The sequence below is a fragment of the Neobacillus niacini NBRC 15566 genome, assembly GCF_001591505.1.
Classification (GTDB): domain Bacteria; phylum Bacillota; class Bacilli; order Bacillales; family Cytobacillaceae; genus Neobacillus; species Neobacillus niacini.
In genome coordinates this window covers 18,422-33,894 of sequence record NZ_BCVA01000036.1, presented here as the reverse complement: position 1 = coordinate 33,894, position 15,473 = coordinate 18,422, and the positions used below count along the sequence as shown (strand labels likewise).

At 40.6% G+C, this 15,473-nt stretch carries 15 protein-coding genes; 6 read left to right on the top strand and 9 right to left on the bottom strand.

What is annotated here, in order from left to right:
* Positions 1-53 precede the first annotated feature (53 nt).
* Positions 54-2,630 carry a glycoside hydrolase family 84 protein gene (locus BANA01_RS21220; RefSeq protein ID WP_063254629.1) on the bottom strand — a complete coding sequence of 859 codons (2,577 nt, stop codon included), beginning with the start codon at positions 2,628-2,630 and terminating at the stop codon, positions 54-56.
* A gap of 1,106 nt (positions 2,631-3,736) precedes the next feature.
* On the opposite strand from BANA01_RS21220, the gene BANA01_RS21215 reads away from it, so the two are divergent.
* Positions 3,737-4,024, top strand: a complete 288-nt coding sequence (locus tag BANA01_RS21215; protein ID WP_218008410.1) for a hypothetical protein — start codon at positions 3,737-3,739, stop codon at positions 4,022-4,024.
* Positions 4,025-4,259: 235 nt separating this feature from the next.
* On the opposite strand, the gene BANA01_RS21210 is transcribed toward BANA01_RS21215, so the two are convergent.
* The 6 genes from BANA01_RS21210 to BANA01_RS21185 all read right to left on the bottom strand — a co-directional run bounded on the left by BANA01_RS21210 (position 4,260) and on the right by BANA01_RS21185 (position 10,013).
* Complete coding sequence (locus BANA01_RS21210) at positions 4,260-5,093, bottom strand: carbohydrate ABC transporter permease (RefSeq protein WP_063254627.1); 834 nt, start codon at positions 5,091-5,093, stop codon at positions 4,260-4,262.
* On the bottom strand, positions 5,093-6,025 hold the full coding sequence (locus tag BANA01_RS21205) for a carbohydrate ABC transporter permease (RefSeq protein WP_235847197.1): 933 nt from the start codon (positions 6,023-6,025) through the stop codon (positions 5,093-5,095). The genes BANA01_RS21210 and BANA01_RS21205 overlap by 1 nt, the downstream gene beginning before the upstream one ends.
* A 67-nt stretch (positions 6,026-6,092) precedes the next feature.
* Entirely contained in the window at positions 6,093-7,418 is a 1,326-nt protein-coding gene (locus tag BANA01_RS21200; RefSeq protein ID WP_063254626.1) for an ABC transporter substrate-binding protein, read from the bottom strand.
* A gap of 66 nt (positions 7,419-7,484) precedes the next feature.
* Positions 7,485-8,654 carry a trans-sulfuration enzyme family protein gene (locus BANA01_RS21195; protein ID WP_063254625.1) on the bottom strand — a complete coding sequence of 390 codons (1,170 nt, stop codon included), beginning with the start codon at positions 8,652-8,654 and terminating at the stop codon, positions 7,485-7,487.
* 16 nt (positions 8,655-8,670) lie between these two features.
* Entirely contained in the window at positions 8,671-9,348 is a 678-nt protein-coding gene (locus tag BANA01_RS21190) for a FadR/GntR family transcriptional regulator (protein WP_063254624.1), read from the bottom strand.
* A 491-nt stretch (positions 9,349-9,839) separates the two neighbouring features.
* Positions 9,840-10,013, bottom strand: a complete 174-nt coding sequence (locus tag BANA01_RS21185) for a hypothetical protein (RefSeq protein WP_063254623.1) — start codon at positions 10,011-10,013, stop codon at positions 9,840-9,842.
* Positions 10,014-10,681: 668 nt separating this feature from the next.
* On the opposite strand from BANA01_RS21185, the gene BANA01_RS21180 reads away from it, so the two are divergent.
* From BANA01_RS21180 to BANA01_RS21170, 4 genes are all read left to right on the top strand, one after another.
* Positions 10,682-10,897 carry a spore germination protein gene (locus BANA01_RS21180; RefSeq protein WP_063254622.1) on the top strand — a complete coding sequence of 72 codons (216 nt, stop codon included), beginning with the start codon at positions 10,682-10,684 and terminating at the stop codon, positions 10,895-10,897.
* A gap of 379 nt (positions 10,898-11,276) precedes the next feature.
* The gene (locus BANA01_RS29630) at positions 11,277-11,429 is read left to right on the top strand and encodes a hypothetical protein (protein ID WP_157411847.1); all 153 of its coding nucleotides are present in this window, start codon (positions 11,277-11,279) and stop codon (positions 11,427-11,429) included.
* Positions 11,430-11,660: 231 nt separating this feature from the next.
* Positions 11,661-11,969 (top strand): hypothetical protein, encoded by a 309-nt coding sequence (locus tag BANA01_RS21175; RefSeq protein WP_063254621.1) that lies wholly within the window; start codon positions 11,661-11,663, stop codon positions 11,967-11,969.
* Positions 11,970-11,984: 15 nt separating this feature from the next.
* Positions 11,985-12,953, top strand: coding sequence for a YbgA family protein (locus BANA01_RS21170; protein ID WP_063254620.1), 969 nt, complete (start codon positions 11,985-11,987; stop codon positions 12,951-12,953).
* 162 nt (positions 12,954-13,115) lie between these two features.
* On the opposite strand, the gene ndk is transcribed toward BANA01_RS21170, so the two are convergent.
* The gene (gene ndk, locus BANA01_RS21165; RefSeq protein WP_063254649.1) at positions 13,116-13,571 is read right to left on the bottom strand and encodes a nucleoside-diphosphate kinase; all 456 of its coding nucleotides are present in this window, start codon (positions 13,569-13,571) and stop codon (positions 13,116-13,118) included.
* 212 nt (positions 13,572-13,783) lie between these two features.
* The gene (locus tag BANA01_RS21160; RefSeq protein WP_063254619.1) at positions 13,784-14,299 is read right to left on the bottom strand and encodes a type 1 glutamine amidotransferase domain-containing protein; all 516 of its coding nucleotides are present in this window, start codon (positions 14,297-14,299) and stop codon (positions 13,784-13,786) included.
* 650 nt (positions 14,300-14,949) lie between these two features.
* On the opposite strand from BANA01_RS21160, the gene BANA01_RS21155 reads away from it, so the two are divergent.
* Positions 14,950-15,429 carry a hypothetical protein gene (locus BANA01_RS21155; RefSeq protein ID WP_063254618.1) on the top strand — a complete coding sequence of 160 codons (480 nt, stop codon included), beginning with the start codon at positions 14,950-14,952 and terminating at the stop codon, positions 15,427-15,429.
* The last annotated feature ends 44 nt before the right edge of the window (positions 15,430-15,473 follow it).

The window sequence follows — 15,473 nt, the reverse complement described above, 5'->3', positions numbered from 1 at the left end:
TCCTCCTTTAATGAAACTCTTCAGCGCTCGTTTTGATATAGATTGAGAGATTGCTAGTTTGTCAGTTCTGGCGATATAACCAGAACGACGCCGTCTTCGATTAGAATGGTGGTTCCGATGGTCGTATTGTCTCGCAGCCAGTCATTCGCGTGAATGCTTAGGACATAGCCGTTTTTAGGGATGGTGGAATTATTTCCGCCTTTTTTGACGACTTTCCCTTCAACAACGGTGATTTCATATCCCCATGGGTTTGTTCGGCTCGTCTCTCCGTAGGCCGGAGTATATTGAATCAACTGCCCGGCTCCGCGGGATTTATTGACCCCATCTAGTATTCGATAATCGACTACATCGAGGTCTCTCCACATAGTCTTGATTAAGAACGGCTTAATCACCTCTTTGCCAATTTCCTGCGGCTGCTGATAGGCCTGCATCATTAACGTTTTTAAGCGTTCTTTATAAAAATTGGTCTCATCGGACTGGCCGGCTTTCTGTGCCATTAAATATTGGACCGCCACCTTGCCAGCTTCCCCGTAAATAGTAAGGTTCTCAAGGTAAGGATTAATGGTCTTTAAAAAGGCTTCATTATCAATGTCTGAGCGAATAGCTTCCGGAATTTGCTGAAGCTTTTCAAATTCAGCGGTTAACTGCTCGGCTGCTTGATCGGCACCGCCTCTATCATACACCTCCCAGAACTGTTCAATAACCGGCTGCAGCGTAAGCTCTAATGGCGGTACGATTAAGGCGCTTTTAACTAAGAATGGCTGGATGACTCCCTGCCCTACTTTTTGCGGAATCTGCTCGGATTGGTTGAACAAGGTAATCAACTGATCCCTTAATGCAGCTGCCTGGTCGGTTTGACCGTTTTTCTGGGCCATCACATATTGAACAGCCGTTTCGCCTGCTTTGCCATAAATAGATAATTTCTCCAAGTAAGGCGCTATTTCCTGAAGGAACTTTTCATTATCCATTTCCTGCTGAAGTTTAGCAGGCGCCTGTTGGAGCTTTCTAAATTCAGCTATTAACTGCTGTGCCGCTTGATCGGCATCCCCTGCCACATAGGCCTTCCAGAACGCGTCGATCAAGGGCGTTAAGGTAAGTGACTCTGTGGAATTGATCGGTGAAGAATACATATTCTCCGCAACTGTTTTTAAGGTTTCTGCCGCTTCTCCGCCGAAGGCTTGAATACTGCGCTCCCAGGAATCCACGGGGTCATAGGCCGCAGGGTTCCAGGTAAAGTCAGCTATCGTAAATAAAGGAAGTTTAGAAGCCTCGGCTTCATTCATTGGGTTCGCTGTTATCCCGACAACACCATGCTTGGATATATCCGCATCACGTCCGACAATCGGACCGAAGAACAAGCTATTCCGGTCAAAGTCGTTTACCGGGTAATTGTCCCATAATAACATATCGTGTTTGAATACTCCGTAGACCTCTTCTGCCTCTTCGGCAGTGACCTGCTCTGACACAACCTTCTGACCTGTCCACATAACAACCGTGTCCTTGTCGAGCAATTCAGCAAATCGATCACGGTAAGGGGATGGCCCATTTCCGGTATAATCCGTTGGAACGGTAATCAGCCGCTCTGCCCCCTCATGTGTGTCGATAAATTCTTCCGTAAAACGATTTAATAGAAACGCATGGGCGGCCGCGACCGGGTCGGCATCGCCCGCAAATTTGTCTCGATCCTGCTGGCAGTAAAAGTTTTTATCAATATCATCTAGAAAAATTGCATAAGACCGGACACCCAAGTTCCACACCGTTTCCATCTTCTGTTTCAGCAATTCAAAATCTTGGTCCCCAGAATAGCAAATGGATTGACCAGGCGACAGGGAGAAGGTGAATTTTACATGATTCTCCTTGGCTTTATCAATCAGCTCGTTGATTCTCGCTAATTCTTCCTCAGGGTAAGGATCGCGCCAGTTTTCTCGGTGATATGGGTCATCCTTCGGGGCATAAATATATGTATTTAGTTTATTTTCCCCGTAAAATTCTAACTGAGAGAGCCGGTCCTCATGAGTCCATGGCGGGCCATAAAATCCTTCGATTGAGCCGCGAATCGGCATTTCCGGCCAGTCACGAATTTCTGCCTCCGGAATCCAGTCTCTTCCTTCCCGCTCCCCAATCAAGTGTTTGAATGTCTTGGCAGCATAATACGTCCCCGTCTTGTCCTTACCGGCAAGAACGATCTGCTTCTTTCCTTTCTGCTTAGAAGCGAGTACATACCCCTCATCCTTCATTGCTTCAGGTCCTTCCACACCCATCTGATTTAAAACAGGGGCTGTATCCTTATTTTCCGAAGGTCCGCCAATCCAGATGGTAACAGGAGTTGTCACCTTATCCCCGGCATTGATCCGGACGATTCGTTTGACGTCTGCGTCCTTCAATGCCCGAAGAACCTCATGAATCGCCTGTTCATCTGTATCCTTGCCTACCACAATCCCAACATCCGGTGTCAAAGGAAACCCTTTATCCTCTGATATTTTTTGCTCCTGCGGTGTCGGATTTACGTCTAGGACTCCTGTGCCAGCCGCAGATGCCTGTGGTGTTCCCTGTGGAAAAGCTGACAGAAAACACAGCATGAACGTAACACAAGCCACAAACTTCTGCTTACCATGCTTAAAAAAAGTCATTCGTTTACTCCTCCTCAAATCGCTTCCAGCAGGGACGGTTCTTAATCCTCCCCCCTGGTTGCCTTATCTTAGTTTTGTGTTTCAAAGACGCTGATTTCGTATAATGAGTAGCCCCAGCTGCTTTGCTTCCCCTATGTTTTGAATATCCAGCGGAACCATTAATCCGGATACCAAACAAGCTGAACAACGGCCTTTATTCCTTTACTTTTTGCCAACAAAACCACCTCTTCTGTTATCATTTTGAACAATCAGGGACGAACCTCAGGTATCAAGGTGCTCCGGCTCTTTAGAGTGTTTAGGAGAATGCCAGCAGAGCCACTCCCATAGCCTCGGCCAAAAAAAAAAACAGGGCACCACTAAGCAACGGGGAAATCCCCATTCCATAGTGCCGCCCTGCCTGATCGAGTCAGTAACATGCGAATTTGATATTCGTTCCTACACTGGGAATCATAACCAATATAACAAGAGGTTCATAGAGTCTAAAAACCTATTTTTGAAAGCACTTTCAAAATTTATGCGGGACATTTTTCATAGTTGGAGCAGCTGGATGGGGTCCGGTTTTATTTGCAATTTCTAGGGCTTTAACGGGGAATTAATGGCAAGGATATCCCACATTTCGACCTTTTTCCCCCTTCTTCTATTCCAATTAATCATTTGATTAAAAACCTGACAAACCCTCTTGGAAAAACGAACTCCAAATGCATTTCAAAAAAATAATTGTCGAAAAATGAGTTGGAAATCTTTCACGAAATACCAGAATCTATGATAAATTTCAAAGAATACTAGTTTTCAACAATTATCGATATCCATTAAACGTTTAATTAGAAACGCTGAACCCCCTTTTAAATACGGCTTTTCTATCCATACGGCATAGAAAAGCATGTCGAATGCAGGGAAAGATAGTTGTCAAAAAACTGTAGAATTTCAGTGAATTTTGTATACTTTAGTCTGCAGGAACAAAGTCCCGTTATTATAATCTTTATGATTTTTTGTTTTTAGTAGAAATTCAGTAAAGAATTAAATAATAAAACTTTTATTTTAATATTCCGTCTCAATCAATCGGACTATAAGTTTATATGGTACTAGTCGATCCGACAGAAAAAGCAATGTTTATTAACATAGGTGGTTCTAAGAAATATTACAATACCATTCAAGAAGCTGTTGAAAAAGCAGCCCTAGAAGTGGCAAATGCCAATAAATATAAAGGCTATAAGAGTAATGTAATGAGAGTAACAAGGGAGGTTAGAATAGCCGGTAAAGAAGCTCAAATATTACCTGCGATTACTGAGGGATTAATGTCTAAAAAGGAATATAAAGTTTCAGGAGTAGGATTTAAAAGTAAACCTTTATCGGGTGAATGGGGTCAGACCCAACTTCCAGAATGGAAAAAGTAATAACCGGAGGTTTTTCGGTTAAATTCAGAATAGAGGTGAATCCGGGGTATATAAGGGGAGGTTTTCCGATTATGCCAACCGGAATCACCTATTTTCATGTTTTTCGAGGTAATAGGAGGAATCCCTCCGTCTATTGAAGCCATATTTGATCCTATTTACTGATTAAGAGAAATTTCTCCGCCTATCGGGTGCTTAGAGAATGGGGTCAGACCCCAACTAAGGGATAGCACCATCACTACCCCTTAATAGAACCTTGTGTCATCCCCTCCACAATATACTTCTGAGCAAAAGCGAACAACAGCAATGTCGGTATTACAGATAATACGGTTGCGGCTGACATCGATCCCCAATCGATATCAAATTTCGTAATAAACGAGTTCATGGCAACTGGAATGGTTTTGGCCTCTTCTTTATCGATGAACATAACCGCTAAGAACAATTCATTCCAACACTGTACAAAGGCGAAGATAAAGGTTGCAGCCAATCCCGGCAGCATGACAGGAATGATCACTTTAAATAACGCAGTGATCCGTGAACAGCCATCCATCATGGCCGCCTCCTCCAAACTTGACGGAATCCTTTCAAAGAACCCCTTCATCATAACCGTACAAAACGGCACCATCATCACCGTATACATGAGCATTAACGAAGGCAATCGATTAATCAGCTCCAGCTTCGACATTAACAAATATAACGGTGCCAGCCCAATAAATAAGGGAATCATTTGGGTAATGAAGAAAGCAAAGATTACCTGCGTTTTACCCTTAAACTCAAACCGGGCTAGAACATAACCGCCAAGTGTAGCAATAATTAAGGAAATAACACCTGCAATCAAGGAGAGAATCAAACTATTCATAATATAGACATCGAAGTTTGAAATCTTAATGATGTTTATATAGTTTTCGAAGGTAACGTTTTCCGGCCAATATTGGATGGGGATGGTAAACATTTCATTCGACGGTTTTAATGAAGTAACGAAAATCCAATACAGCGGGAACACTGTGAAGACAAGAAATAAGGATAAGAACACAACCTTAATTGACAGTTTCCACGTTATTTGTCTCATCATTAAAAATCACCCGCTTTATTGAATTTCGTTGCTAGCAGATAAAAAATGGAAAAGAAAATTAAAATAAAAATGATAATAACTCCAACAGCAGCCGCTTGTCCGTAGTTTTGTCCAAACATGATTTTCTCCAGCATATAGGTGGATAGAATATGTGTTGAACCGGCAGGTCCACCATTTGTTAGTGAGTAGATTAAATCAGGAAAATTTAAGATCCAAATGACTCGAAGCAACGTTGTGACAATCAGTGTTGGCAAAATATATGGAACGGTAATGTTAAAAAGCTGTTGGAAATAGCCGGCACCATCAATCTTTGCTGCTTCAAACAATTCTTCCGGGATGGATTGTAAGGCAGCTAAAATCATAATCGCAAAGAAGGTAATCCCGTACCAGACATTTGCAACAATGACGGAAACCATAGCCCAAGTAGGATCCGCTAAGAAAGGGATAGCTGTATCAATGATTCCAAGCTTCATCAACAGGTCATTAATTACCCCGCCTTGTCCATTCAGCATCCAGCGCCAAATCAACCCGATTAAAAAACCCGACATCGCCCATGGAAAGAAGATAAAGGCTTGGTAAACCCCTCTCCCCTTGAACTTCCTTCTCAACATCAAGGCGACGATAAATCCAATAAAGAATTGAGGAATTAACGAAAAAAAGACCCAATAGAAACTATTAACGAGTGACTCTTTAAAGCCTATATCAGCCATGATGGTTTTAAAGTTTTCTAGACCGATAAATCGAATGTTCATTAAATCATAGGCTGAATAATTTTGAAACGCCATGATCACCCCTTTTAACAAGGGATAATAGGTGAAGATAGAAACAAGTATAATGGCTGGGAGTAAACAAAGGAATATGAAAAGACCATGTTTTGACATACGAAACAATGGCAAGCCTCTTTCTGTAACTGTTTCAGTTTGTATTTTCAAGTTTCATATTCTCCTCTCCGAAAAAAGAAACAAGGGCAGCAGTCTTCCCCACTGCCCTCCATTTTCTTTATTTATGATTTTCTTTTTCCTTTTTCCAAAAATCAGTCCACTTTGCTAATACATCTTCTTTTGATAGCTTATCTAATAACAGAGCCTGTATATCCTTTTCAGCTAAAGCACGGTATTCCGCATAGCCCTTATAGTGGACAGGACGATCAGCAATTAAGAATTCTTCTGGCTTCGCACTCATTTCAATATAAGCGCTAAAGTAGCCCTCTTTGAAATAAGGGTCGTCACCGGCACTTAAATGAATCGGAATAAGTGAGTTTTCCTTCGCGAAAAATAAATTTTGTTCAGGACTTGATAAGAACGATACAAGCTTCCATGCCTCTTCCTTATGCTTGGAGAAAGCACCAATTCCCCAGCCTGCTGTTCCTGCCGACTGCTGTGCCACACCTGATGGAGTTCCTTTAGGCAGTGGAGCTGTATCCCATGTTCCTTCTTTCATATTTTCCTCAGCAGTTACAATGACCTCTGGATCCTGAATTAACATCGCAGTCATTCCGGAAGTAAAGCCTTGAACCATTTCCGGGTAACTCCAGCTGATCGAATCAGGAGGAGACGCCTTCTTATATACTTCGACAAAGGTATCGAGCACCTGCTTGGCTTCTGGTGTATCAAACATGACCTTACCATCACTTGTGAAATATGCGTCCTTTGTCGCAATCTTTTCCCCTAGGAATGACCATGTCATAAATTCAATATAATCCGAAGAGCCTGCACCGCCACGGAAGCTATAGCCATAGCGATTCTTTGAAGGGTCGGTTAATTTAATCGCTGCGTCAACTAACTCATCCCACGTTTCCGGAACCTCAATTCCAGCTTCTTCAAACCAATCTTTCCGATAGAATAACGTTTTTTCATATACACCGTAGGGAATATAATAAGGTTTGTCGTCAACAGCTGTTGCACCGTGCTTAATCGTTTCCGTTAACGAATTCCAGTCTTCCCACTTGCTTGTATAGGCTGATAGGTCTTCAATAAATTGGTTAGTAGCCCAGTTCTTTACCGTTTGCTCACGAACTTCTAATACATCAATATCCTCTTTTGCCATAAGCATTTGTGTGATTTTTTCATCAGCACTTTGCAAAGGAGGAGAAATCAATTCTACTTTAATGTTTGGATTTTCCTCTTCAAATTTAGCGATCATTTCCTTTAAGAGTGTCGTTCTAGCTGGGCTTGTAATACTTTCAATCATCCTTAATGTAACTTTTCCATCTTTATCCTCTTTACCACTGGAGTTATCTACCTCTGAACTCGTGCAGCCTGCCAAGATGCCAACAAACAACATGAATGAAACAAGAACCCATAATCCCTTTTTGAGATGAAGCATCAACATACTCCCCCTTGAAATGTTTGTATTATATACAAAAGGGACCGCCCCCTTTTATACCGATAGTTAAACAGATTTTAATGCTGCTTCTAAATCTTCTAGTAACTCATCGACATTCTCTAAACCGACCGAAATTCGGATCAACCCCGGGTCCAACCCGCCTTTCACTAATTGCTCGACGTTATATCCATAGTTCGGTGAAATCACGAGACTTTCAAAACCACCCCAGGATACACCGATTTGAAAATGGTTTAGGCTATTAACCACCTTCCGAACAGATTCGTACGTGTTATTCTTAAGCTCAAAGCTCATCAAGCCTGTATAGCCTTTTAGCTGCTCTTTTCCAAGCCTGTAATCTGGAGAGCTCTCTAATCCAGGGTAATTTACCCGTTTGACAGCAGGATTTTTTTCTAAAAAGGAAGCGATTTTCAACCCGCTTTCCTGATGTGCCTTCATCCGAATCGGCAGGGTCCGAAGCCCGCGCATTAAAAGCCATGCTTCATACGGCGGCATGACACCACCAAACAGCTGATATTCATGATAAAAAAGATGATCCATGATTTCCTTGCTCGTAATTAGGGCTCCGCCAACAAGGTCACTATGTCCGCCTAAATACTTGGAAACAGAATGGACAACGATATCAATTCCATAGGTAATCGGATTTTGGAAAATAGGTGTAGCCCAGGTATTATCAATAATGGTTTTAATCCCACGCTGCTTGGCTAGGGCTACGATCGCTTTTAAATCAACAAGTTTAAAGGACATGGTGGTCGGACTTTCTAGGTAGATTACTTTGGTGTTGGGGCGAATCAATGACTCGATTGCCTCGAGGTCTGTGTTGAGGGTATTCGTGTGAGAGATGCCGAATTTTTCAATATAGGTAAAGAACTTCGTTGTAGGACCGTAAATATTGCTGATACTTAAAACATGATCGCCTGATTGTAAAAAGGTTAAGATTGCTGATGAGATGGCAGCCATCCCTGAGGCAAACAACTTACACCTCTCCCCTTTTTCCAGTGCAGCCAATTTCTTCTCCACAATTTCAACGGTTGGATTGGTACCGCGCCAGTACAGGTAACTGCTTTGCTCATCTTTCATCGCTGCTGCCAGCTGCTCGAAGTTTTCAAATACAAACAGCGAATTCTGATAGATGGGTGGAACCACTGCTCCATGAAACCGATCATATTCATCACCGAGATGAGTGACGATATGTTCATTTGAGGACTGTTTCGTCATGCCTATTCCTTCTTTCCTATATTTTTCGCAGAGTATCTTCTACGATGTCTATAAATTTATTAAACTCTTGTAACGCATAAGCAGGGTCCCGGTCCTTAATTCCATCGAGCATGGTCCGATGAAAAGGGATCGTATCTGTAAAAATATGAACAATACCAAAGGGTTTGCTCCAAAGCCGGTTAAACGTGTCAGAGACTGACTCAGCGACACTCTCTAATAGCGGATTATGTGACGCCCGATAAATGGCTTTATGAAACTCCCAATCTACTTCAGAGGAGTCTAGTCCGGCATCCTTTAGAGCAATAACTTCCGTCAGTATCCGATCCATTTCTTCAATCTCCGCTTCAGAGGCCCTGATGGCAGCTAACTCCACCGCCTTCCCCTCTAGTGCTCTCCGCAGCTCACTAATATGTAAAAGAGAGTTTTTTTCCTGTTCCACATCGATTTTCGCCTCAATTTTTAAAGCATCACCATCTTTAACAAAAATTCCTTTTCCATTTTGAACTTCGATGATGTCAAAGCCTTCAAGGAACCGTAAGCCCTCGCGGATACTGGAACGGCTCACACCGAGGATAGATGTTAATTCTGCTACAGATGGAAGTTTATCTCCCCTCTTTAACTGGTGCTCGCGAATAAATCTCTTGATTTCATCCGCAATCATCTCATGCATGGAAACCTTTTTAATACTCTTCATGACTGTCACCTTCTAAGAATTAATTTTGTGTGCTCTATGACTGTCAACCTATCGGATAGGTTAAGTTTATTCTGAATATTTTGTCAAGTCAACTCTAACTTTTGGTCAAAATCCGACAGAATTTGCTGTACAGGGAAAAACCCTTGCTGTATGCGGCAAGGGTTAAAGGTTAGTGAAAATATAAGCTGAACTTCTTCGGTTAAATTCAGAATAGAGGTGACTTCGGGGTATATAAGGGGAGGTTTTCCGATTATGCTAGCAGAATCACCCATTTTCACGTTTTTCGAAACGATAGGCGGAATTCCTCCGTCTATTGGAGCCAAATTTAATTATATTTACTAAATAAGAGAAATTTCTCCGTCTATTTATGAGATCGGTTGCTTAACCTGATCCCCCAACCAAGTGCAGACACAGGCAACAACTGGAACCAGCAGGGGTCAGACCCCAGCATAAAAAGACGGGCACTCAATGGTGCCCGCCTTTTACCTTACCTAACGTCGATGTTCCACAAGATCGATGGCCCCTAACACAATGTGAGCAAGACCGAATCCGAAAACAGTATTTGCTATCATTTTGTTGGAACCTCGTTTTTGTTTTAAGGCATATCCAGTTGCCGTTACCGCCGTACCTAATACCGTTGGAATCAAGCCCTCGCGAATATTCATGAATATCCCTCCACATCGAAGTTGTGGTGTATAAACACCAACTAATACTTTTCCCTTTTCACTCATTAATTATTAGTAAATGACTCTGTTAGCGAGAGAATTAGGAATGTAAGAAACCGAACAAAAAAGCGGCGTCCAAGTTACCAAGCTAAAGAGATCTTGTACACAAATGTAAGAATCCCCCTTCTTTTACATCCAAACCTTTCCCTTTTCACTAGATCCTCTTTACGACAAGTTTCTTTACCAACTTGGGGGATAAACTTAGGCTTAACATCATTTATAGCTATTTTAATCAATCGATTAGTTAACTCGAATTTAACTAATTAAACGTTTGATTAAATCGTAGATAATCCCACTTATTAATGAACTTTTTCCTGTTTTCATAAAAAATAATTGTCGAAGTATGTTTGTGACTTTTAGAAATTATCTTCAAAACGGCCAATAAAACCCATTAAAATACAATTTCATGTAACTATCGTCAAGTTCAATTACCAACTAATCGTTTAATTAGATTGAGTATAAACCCAGTAACATTAAGGGTTTCCCTAAATAAAGAATTGCAATAATTGTCATTAAAAATCCTTCCCCTTGGTATTCCTATCTGCCCATAGCACTATATGTGGGAATTTTACATACATTGAATTATTAAACGGTAAAGGATGTTCTGTATGACCATTATTCCAGGGAACTTAAAGATCGATAATGTCAGTGGCGGTATCATCAATTTTGGCGATACGTTATTCATCTCCCCTAAAGGTTCGGCAAAAACATTTGTTGGTTCCGGTTCAGAAAATATAGGAGTCCAAAACAATACCTACACTGGACAAAGTTCAACCACCATCTTCGACTCCGACGTTGTTGATCAGCCTCTTGTCAAAGATTAAATGATTTGAGTTAGAAATCCACCCTAACTCCGAAGAACAAGCCTGATTCAAACCAACCGAATCAGGCTTGTTTTTTTTATATTTCTCCTTAAACCTTCAAATTTCGTACTGTTTTTGCAGGTGTGAATTCAATTCGTCTTGTAAAACCCTACCCTCTGCTCACAGCCTGCCTAGCACTAAAAGCAGCAAAACTGATGGTAGCAATGCAGAATAAAATAATAACAATAAAAGCCTTCCAAATATCTCCTCCACCCCAGCCATTAATTATGACGGCACGCATGCCTTCAAAGACATAGGTCGTCGGATTGATTAACGCGGCTGTTTTTAAAAGGATGTAGAAATACTAAAATGGTTAAAACAGCAAACAACAGAGAATGATATGAAAATTAGTGAGGCTGTCCAACTTTTAAATCAGTCCACATCCAATCCTGCTGAATCCCCAACCATTAGCCGTTCTTCTGAGGACATAAAAGCAACATTGTATCAGGCGCTCATTGAAATGAATACGCAAGAAGCTAACAACAAAATTTGATAAAGTATTTCTGCCAAATGTGATGGAGACATCTTCGTATTCAAATAAAGAAAAAGCTAATTCAACGGTGATGCCTGGGAAAATGGCAAAATTACGGTTGCTCACGAACACTTTGCCTCTCAATTCGTCATTAACCGGTTTGCTCAGTTTTTAAGAATACTGCCTGTAAACAAGTCACTGCCCAAAATATTAGCCTTTTGTCCTGAGGGCGAAGATCATCATATTGTACTGATGTTGTTTAGCCTATTCTTGCGGAAAAAGGGAAACGAATTCATTTATTTAGGGCCGAATACCCCTTTTGATGGGTTATTAGAATTAATTGAAACCAAGAAACTTTCTATTATCGCCATTTCCATGACCAATACCGCTCCTTTGGTGAGAGTAGAAAAGTGGATTCAAGCCTGTTTAGAAACAAATACTAAGTTGAAGTTTGCCATCGGTGGTAAAGGAGTTCTTAGAAGCCAGCGAACAGTTACACCATCAGTTCTTTATTTGACGGATTCAAATTGGGAATCATTGTATGAATCACAATTCCATTGATAAGGTGATGAATATATGAATCAATTCATAAAACCTGTTGTTGTGGTTAGCAGATGTTTGGGCTTTGATGCCTGCCGCTTTAATGGAGATATCATTCAAGATCATTTTTTAAATACACTGAGAGAGTATGTTGAAGTGATAACCGTTTGTCCTGAGGCTGACATTGGATTGGGGACACCTAGAAATCCTGTCCGTCTGGTTGAGTCGAAACAACAAGGTCTTCGCCTCGTCCAGCCAGTTACAGGCATAGACCTAACAGATTCTATGAAGCATTATGCCGAATCCTTTATCGAAAAAATCCATAAACCCATTGATGGATATATATTGAAAAGTCGTTCGCCAACCTGTGGAATAAAAGATAGTAAGGTCTATTCTGAAAAAGGAATGGTTACCGGAAAAACTGCTGGGGTTTTTGCAAGAAAGATCGTGGACAGCCAACATCATTTGGCCATTATGGATGAAGGCAGACTAAAGAATTATCTCATTCGAGAAAATTTCCTTACAAAACTTTTCCTGCTTGCCTCGTTTAGAGAAAGGAAAAAACAAAAAAGCATTCAGGCTCTGGTACAGTTTCAGAGTGAAAATAAATACTTATTCATGGCCTATCATCAACAAAAACAAAAAGAACTGGGACGAATCGTTTCAAATGGCGAAAACCAAAGCCTGGAGAATATATTTGACTTATACGAACAAAAGTTACATGAACTTTTAGAACACTCTCGATCGGTTAAATCAAACATAAATGCCATGTACCACATATTGGGTTATTTCTCTAAACAGCTTCTGCCTGAAGAAAAGGCATTCCTACTAACCTTAATTGAAAAATATCGTGAAAAAAGGATCCCGCTTAGCAATCCCTTAATGGTATTAAACTCCTGGGCAGTTCGTTTCAAGGCCGACTATTTATTAGATCAAACCATTTTTCAACCCTATCCTGAACAGCTAAACGATCTCACTGATTCCGGAAAGGGTCGAGATTACTAATATTATTTCATATAAAAAGACATATTTTTACTTGGCTACTAGTCCCTATCACTGCAAGAAGAACCAGCCTGATTCAAACCTAATCCTAATCAGGCTGCTTTTTACATATCTCTAGCGGGAAGCAACATTAAAAATACCAGCCTATTGGCTGGTACTTATGAATCAACTAGATTGTCTGTCTTCGAATGGAAAATCATTCTTTAAGGTATGTCTATTCAATAAACCAAAGAAATTTTCAATTTCCCGTTCTGCACTTAAGCGAGAATCTGAACCATGAATGACATTTTCCTCTTTTGTAAATGCAAAGTCCCCACGGATTGTACCCGGCGCTGCTTCCAATGGACTTGTCTTTCCAATCATAAGCCGGGAAACTTCAATGATATTTTCCCCTTCCCAGACCATTGCAAAAACGGGTCCAGATGTAATAAAGTCCACCAACTCACCGAAAAACGGCTTATCTTGATGTTCCATATAATGGTATTCAGCTTTTGTACGGTCCACAGTCATAAGCTCTGCATTTAATAGACTAAATCCCTTTTGCTCAAAGCGCTTTATGATTTCTCCTATTAACTGTCGTTTCACTCCATCAGGCTTTACCATAATGAATGTGCGCTGCATTGCCATATCATCACCCCTAAGTAAATATTCAACCACCAACCTAAGATGAAGCGGTACTCTCTTTGAAAGGTTGATCATTCTATCCACAATTATGGCAACATCTCACAGATTTCATACCTTTCATCAAAAAACTAGATTGACTTTGAAATACGTACTTAACAGGGGGTCAGACCCCAACAGTTTAGGCAGAAGGAGCCCCTTCTGCCTATCTGTTATCCTATTACTCTTAAGGATTCTTGCACAAATGCCGGTATATCTTCCGGCTGTCTGCTTGTGACCAGCTGGTTCTGGCAAACAACCACTTCCTTGTCATGTAAATTAGCGCCAGCATTTTCTAGATCAACATGAATGGATTTATAGCCTGTGACGTCACGCCCTTCAAGCGTTTTCGCTGTAATAAGCAGCTGAGGTCCATGACAAATGGCTAATACAGGTTTTTTAGCTTCCATAAATGCTTTTGCGAAACGAACAAAACGCTCGTCGGCACGAAGAATATCCGGTGAAAATCCGCCTGGAATGAAAAGTACATCAAATTCCTCATGAGATACATCATCAATGCTTTCATCAATAACGACTTCGCTTTTCCCCTGCTTTCCTTTCGCGGTTTTTCCCTTTGCCATCTCGATGGTGGTTACCTCATGCCCCTTTTCCTTAAAGGCCTGTACAGGTTCGAGATATTCGGAATCCTCAAAATCATTCGTTACTAAAACAGCAATTTTTTTACTCATTATCATCAACTCCTCATCCATACAGTACCCTTATATTTATTGGGTGAAACTTGTAATATAGTCTTTCTATTAAGCCCAATATTAAGGCTCTGTTATGTGATTTCAATGCGTTTGAAAAATAAACGGAGAAATTCCGTTTAAATTGGGGATTACCCCTATTTCCTTTAAAATAAGGGGAGGTTTTCCGTTTATATGATCCAAATCTTTGGATTTGGTCCAATTTAGAACAGTTAGTCGGAATTCTCCGGTTATATCTGCTCCTTAAGCACCCTCTATTTACATTAACCGGAAAATCTCCGCCTATCTATTCTCATAACCTATTTGTTAAGTTCTCTTAACCTCATTAATCGTGTTGGATTTGTATTAAAATTATTGGGAAGGTTATTTTAACTATAATTGGCTTATTTTATAAAAAACATCAGGGCAATTATATGTATTTGAACAACGTAGAGTTGAAAGCGAAGGAATGGTTCTTACAGAGTTAATTTAAAAGATGTGAAGTATTTTTTTTTTGGTTTCTTAAGTGGAAATGGGTTTATGGGAGTGTATACACTTCTCATATTTATAGGAGGACAGATAAATGAATACACGGGAGACCAAAGTTCAAAAAAAAAGAATGGATTCCTAGGAAGGAACGATTATGGTTAATTGTGGCCATTATTATCGCTTCTTTGATAACGCTTTGGGAACTTAAGGGACTATTGCAGCTTTCATTAACTACTCTGCACAGCAAGCAGTTCGAACATACATTTAAAGATTTTGGCTCCATTGCAAGGTTTGTCTTACTTTTTGTACTTTCTTATTATGTCCTTCTTCGTGTTATGAGGCTTCGTATACTGAAATGTCAAAGCCAGATAAAAAAATGGTTGTCCACTTTGCTCCGCTTTGCTCGTAAATGGCATACTCCAGCCGCGATTATTGCCATAGCCTTTATTATCGTACATACGGTAGCTGTCTTTATGTACGGCTTCAAATTTGATTTTAGTAATATAAGCGGATTGCTTTCCTTGCTAGTCCTACTTCCAGTTCCTATATCAGGACTATTTCGATATCAGAGAATGGACCGGAAGTGGCATTTGCGGTCTGGGATTGCTTTTGCCATTCTATTTTTAATTCATTCTATTTCATAATAAACAACCGGGGAGTGACGGGCACTTAAAGAGACCAGTTTCAA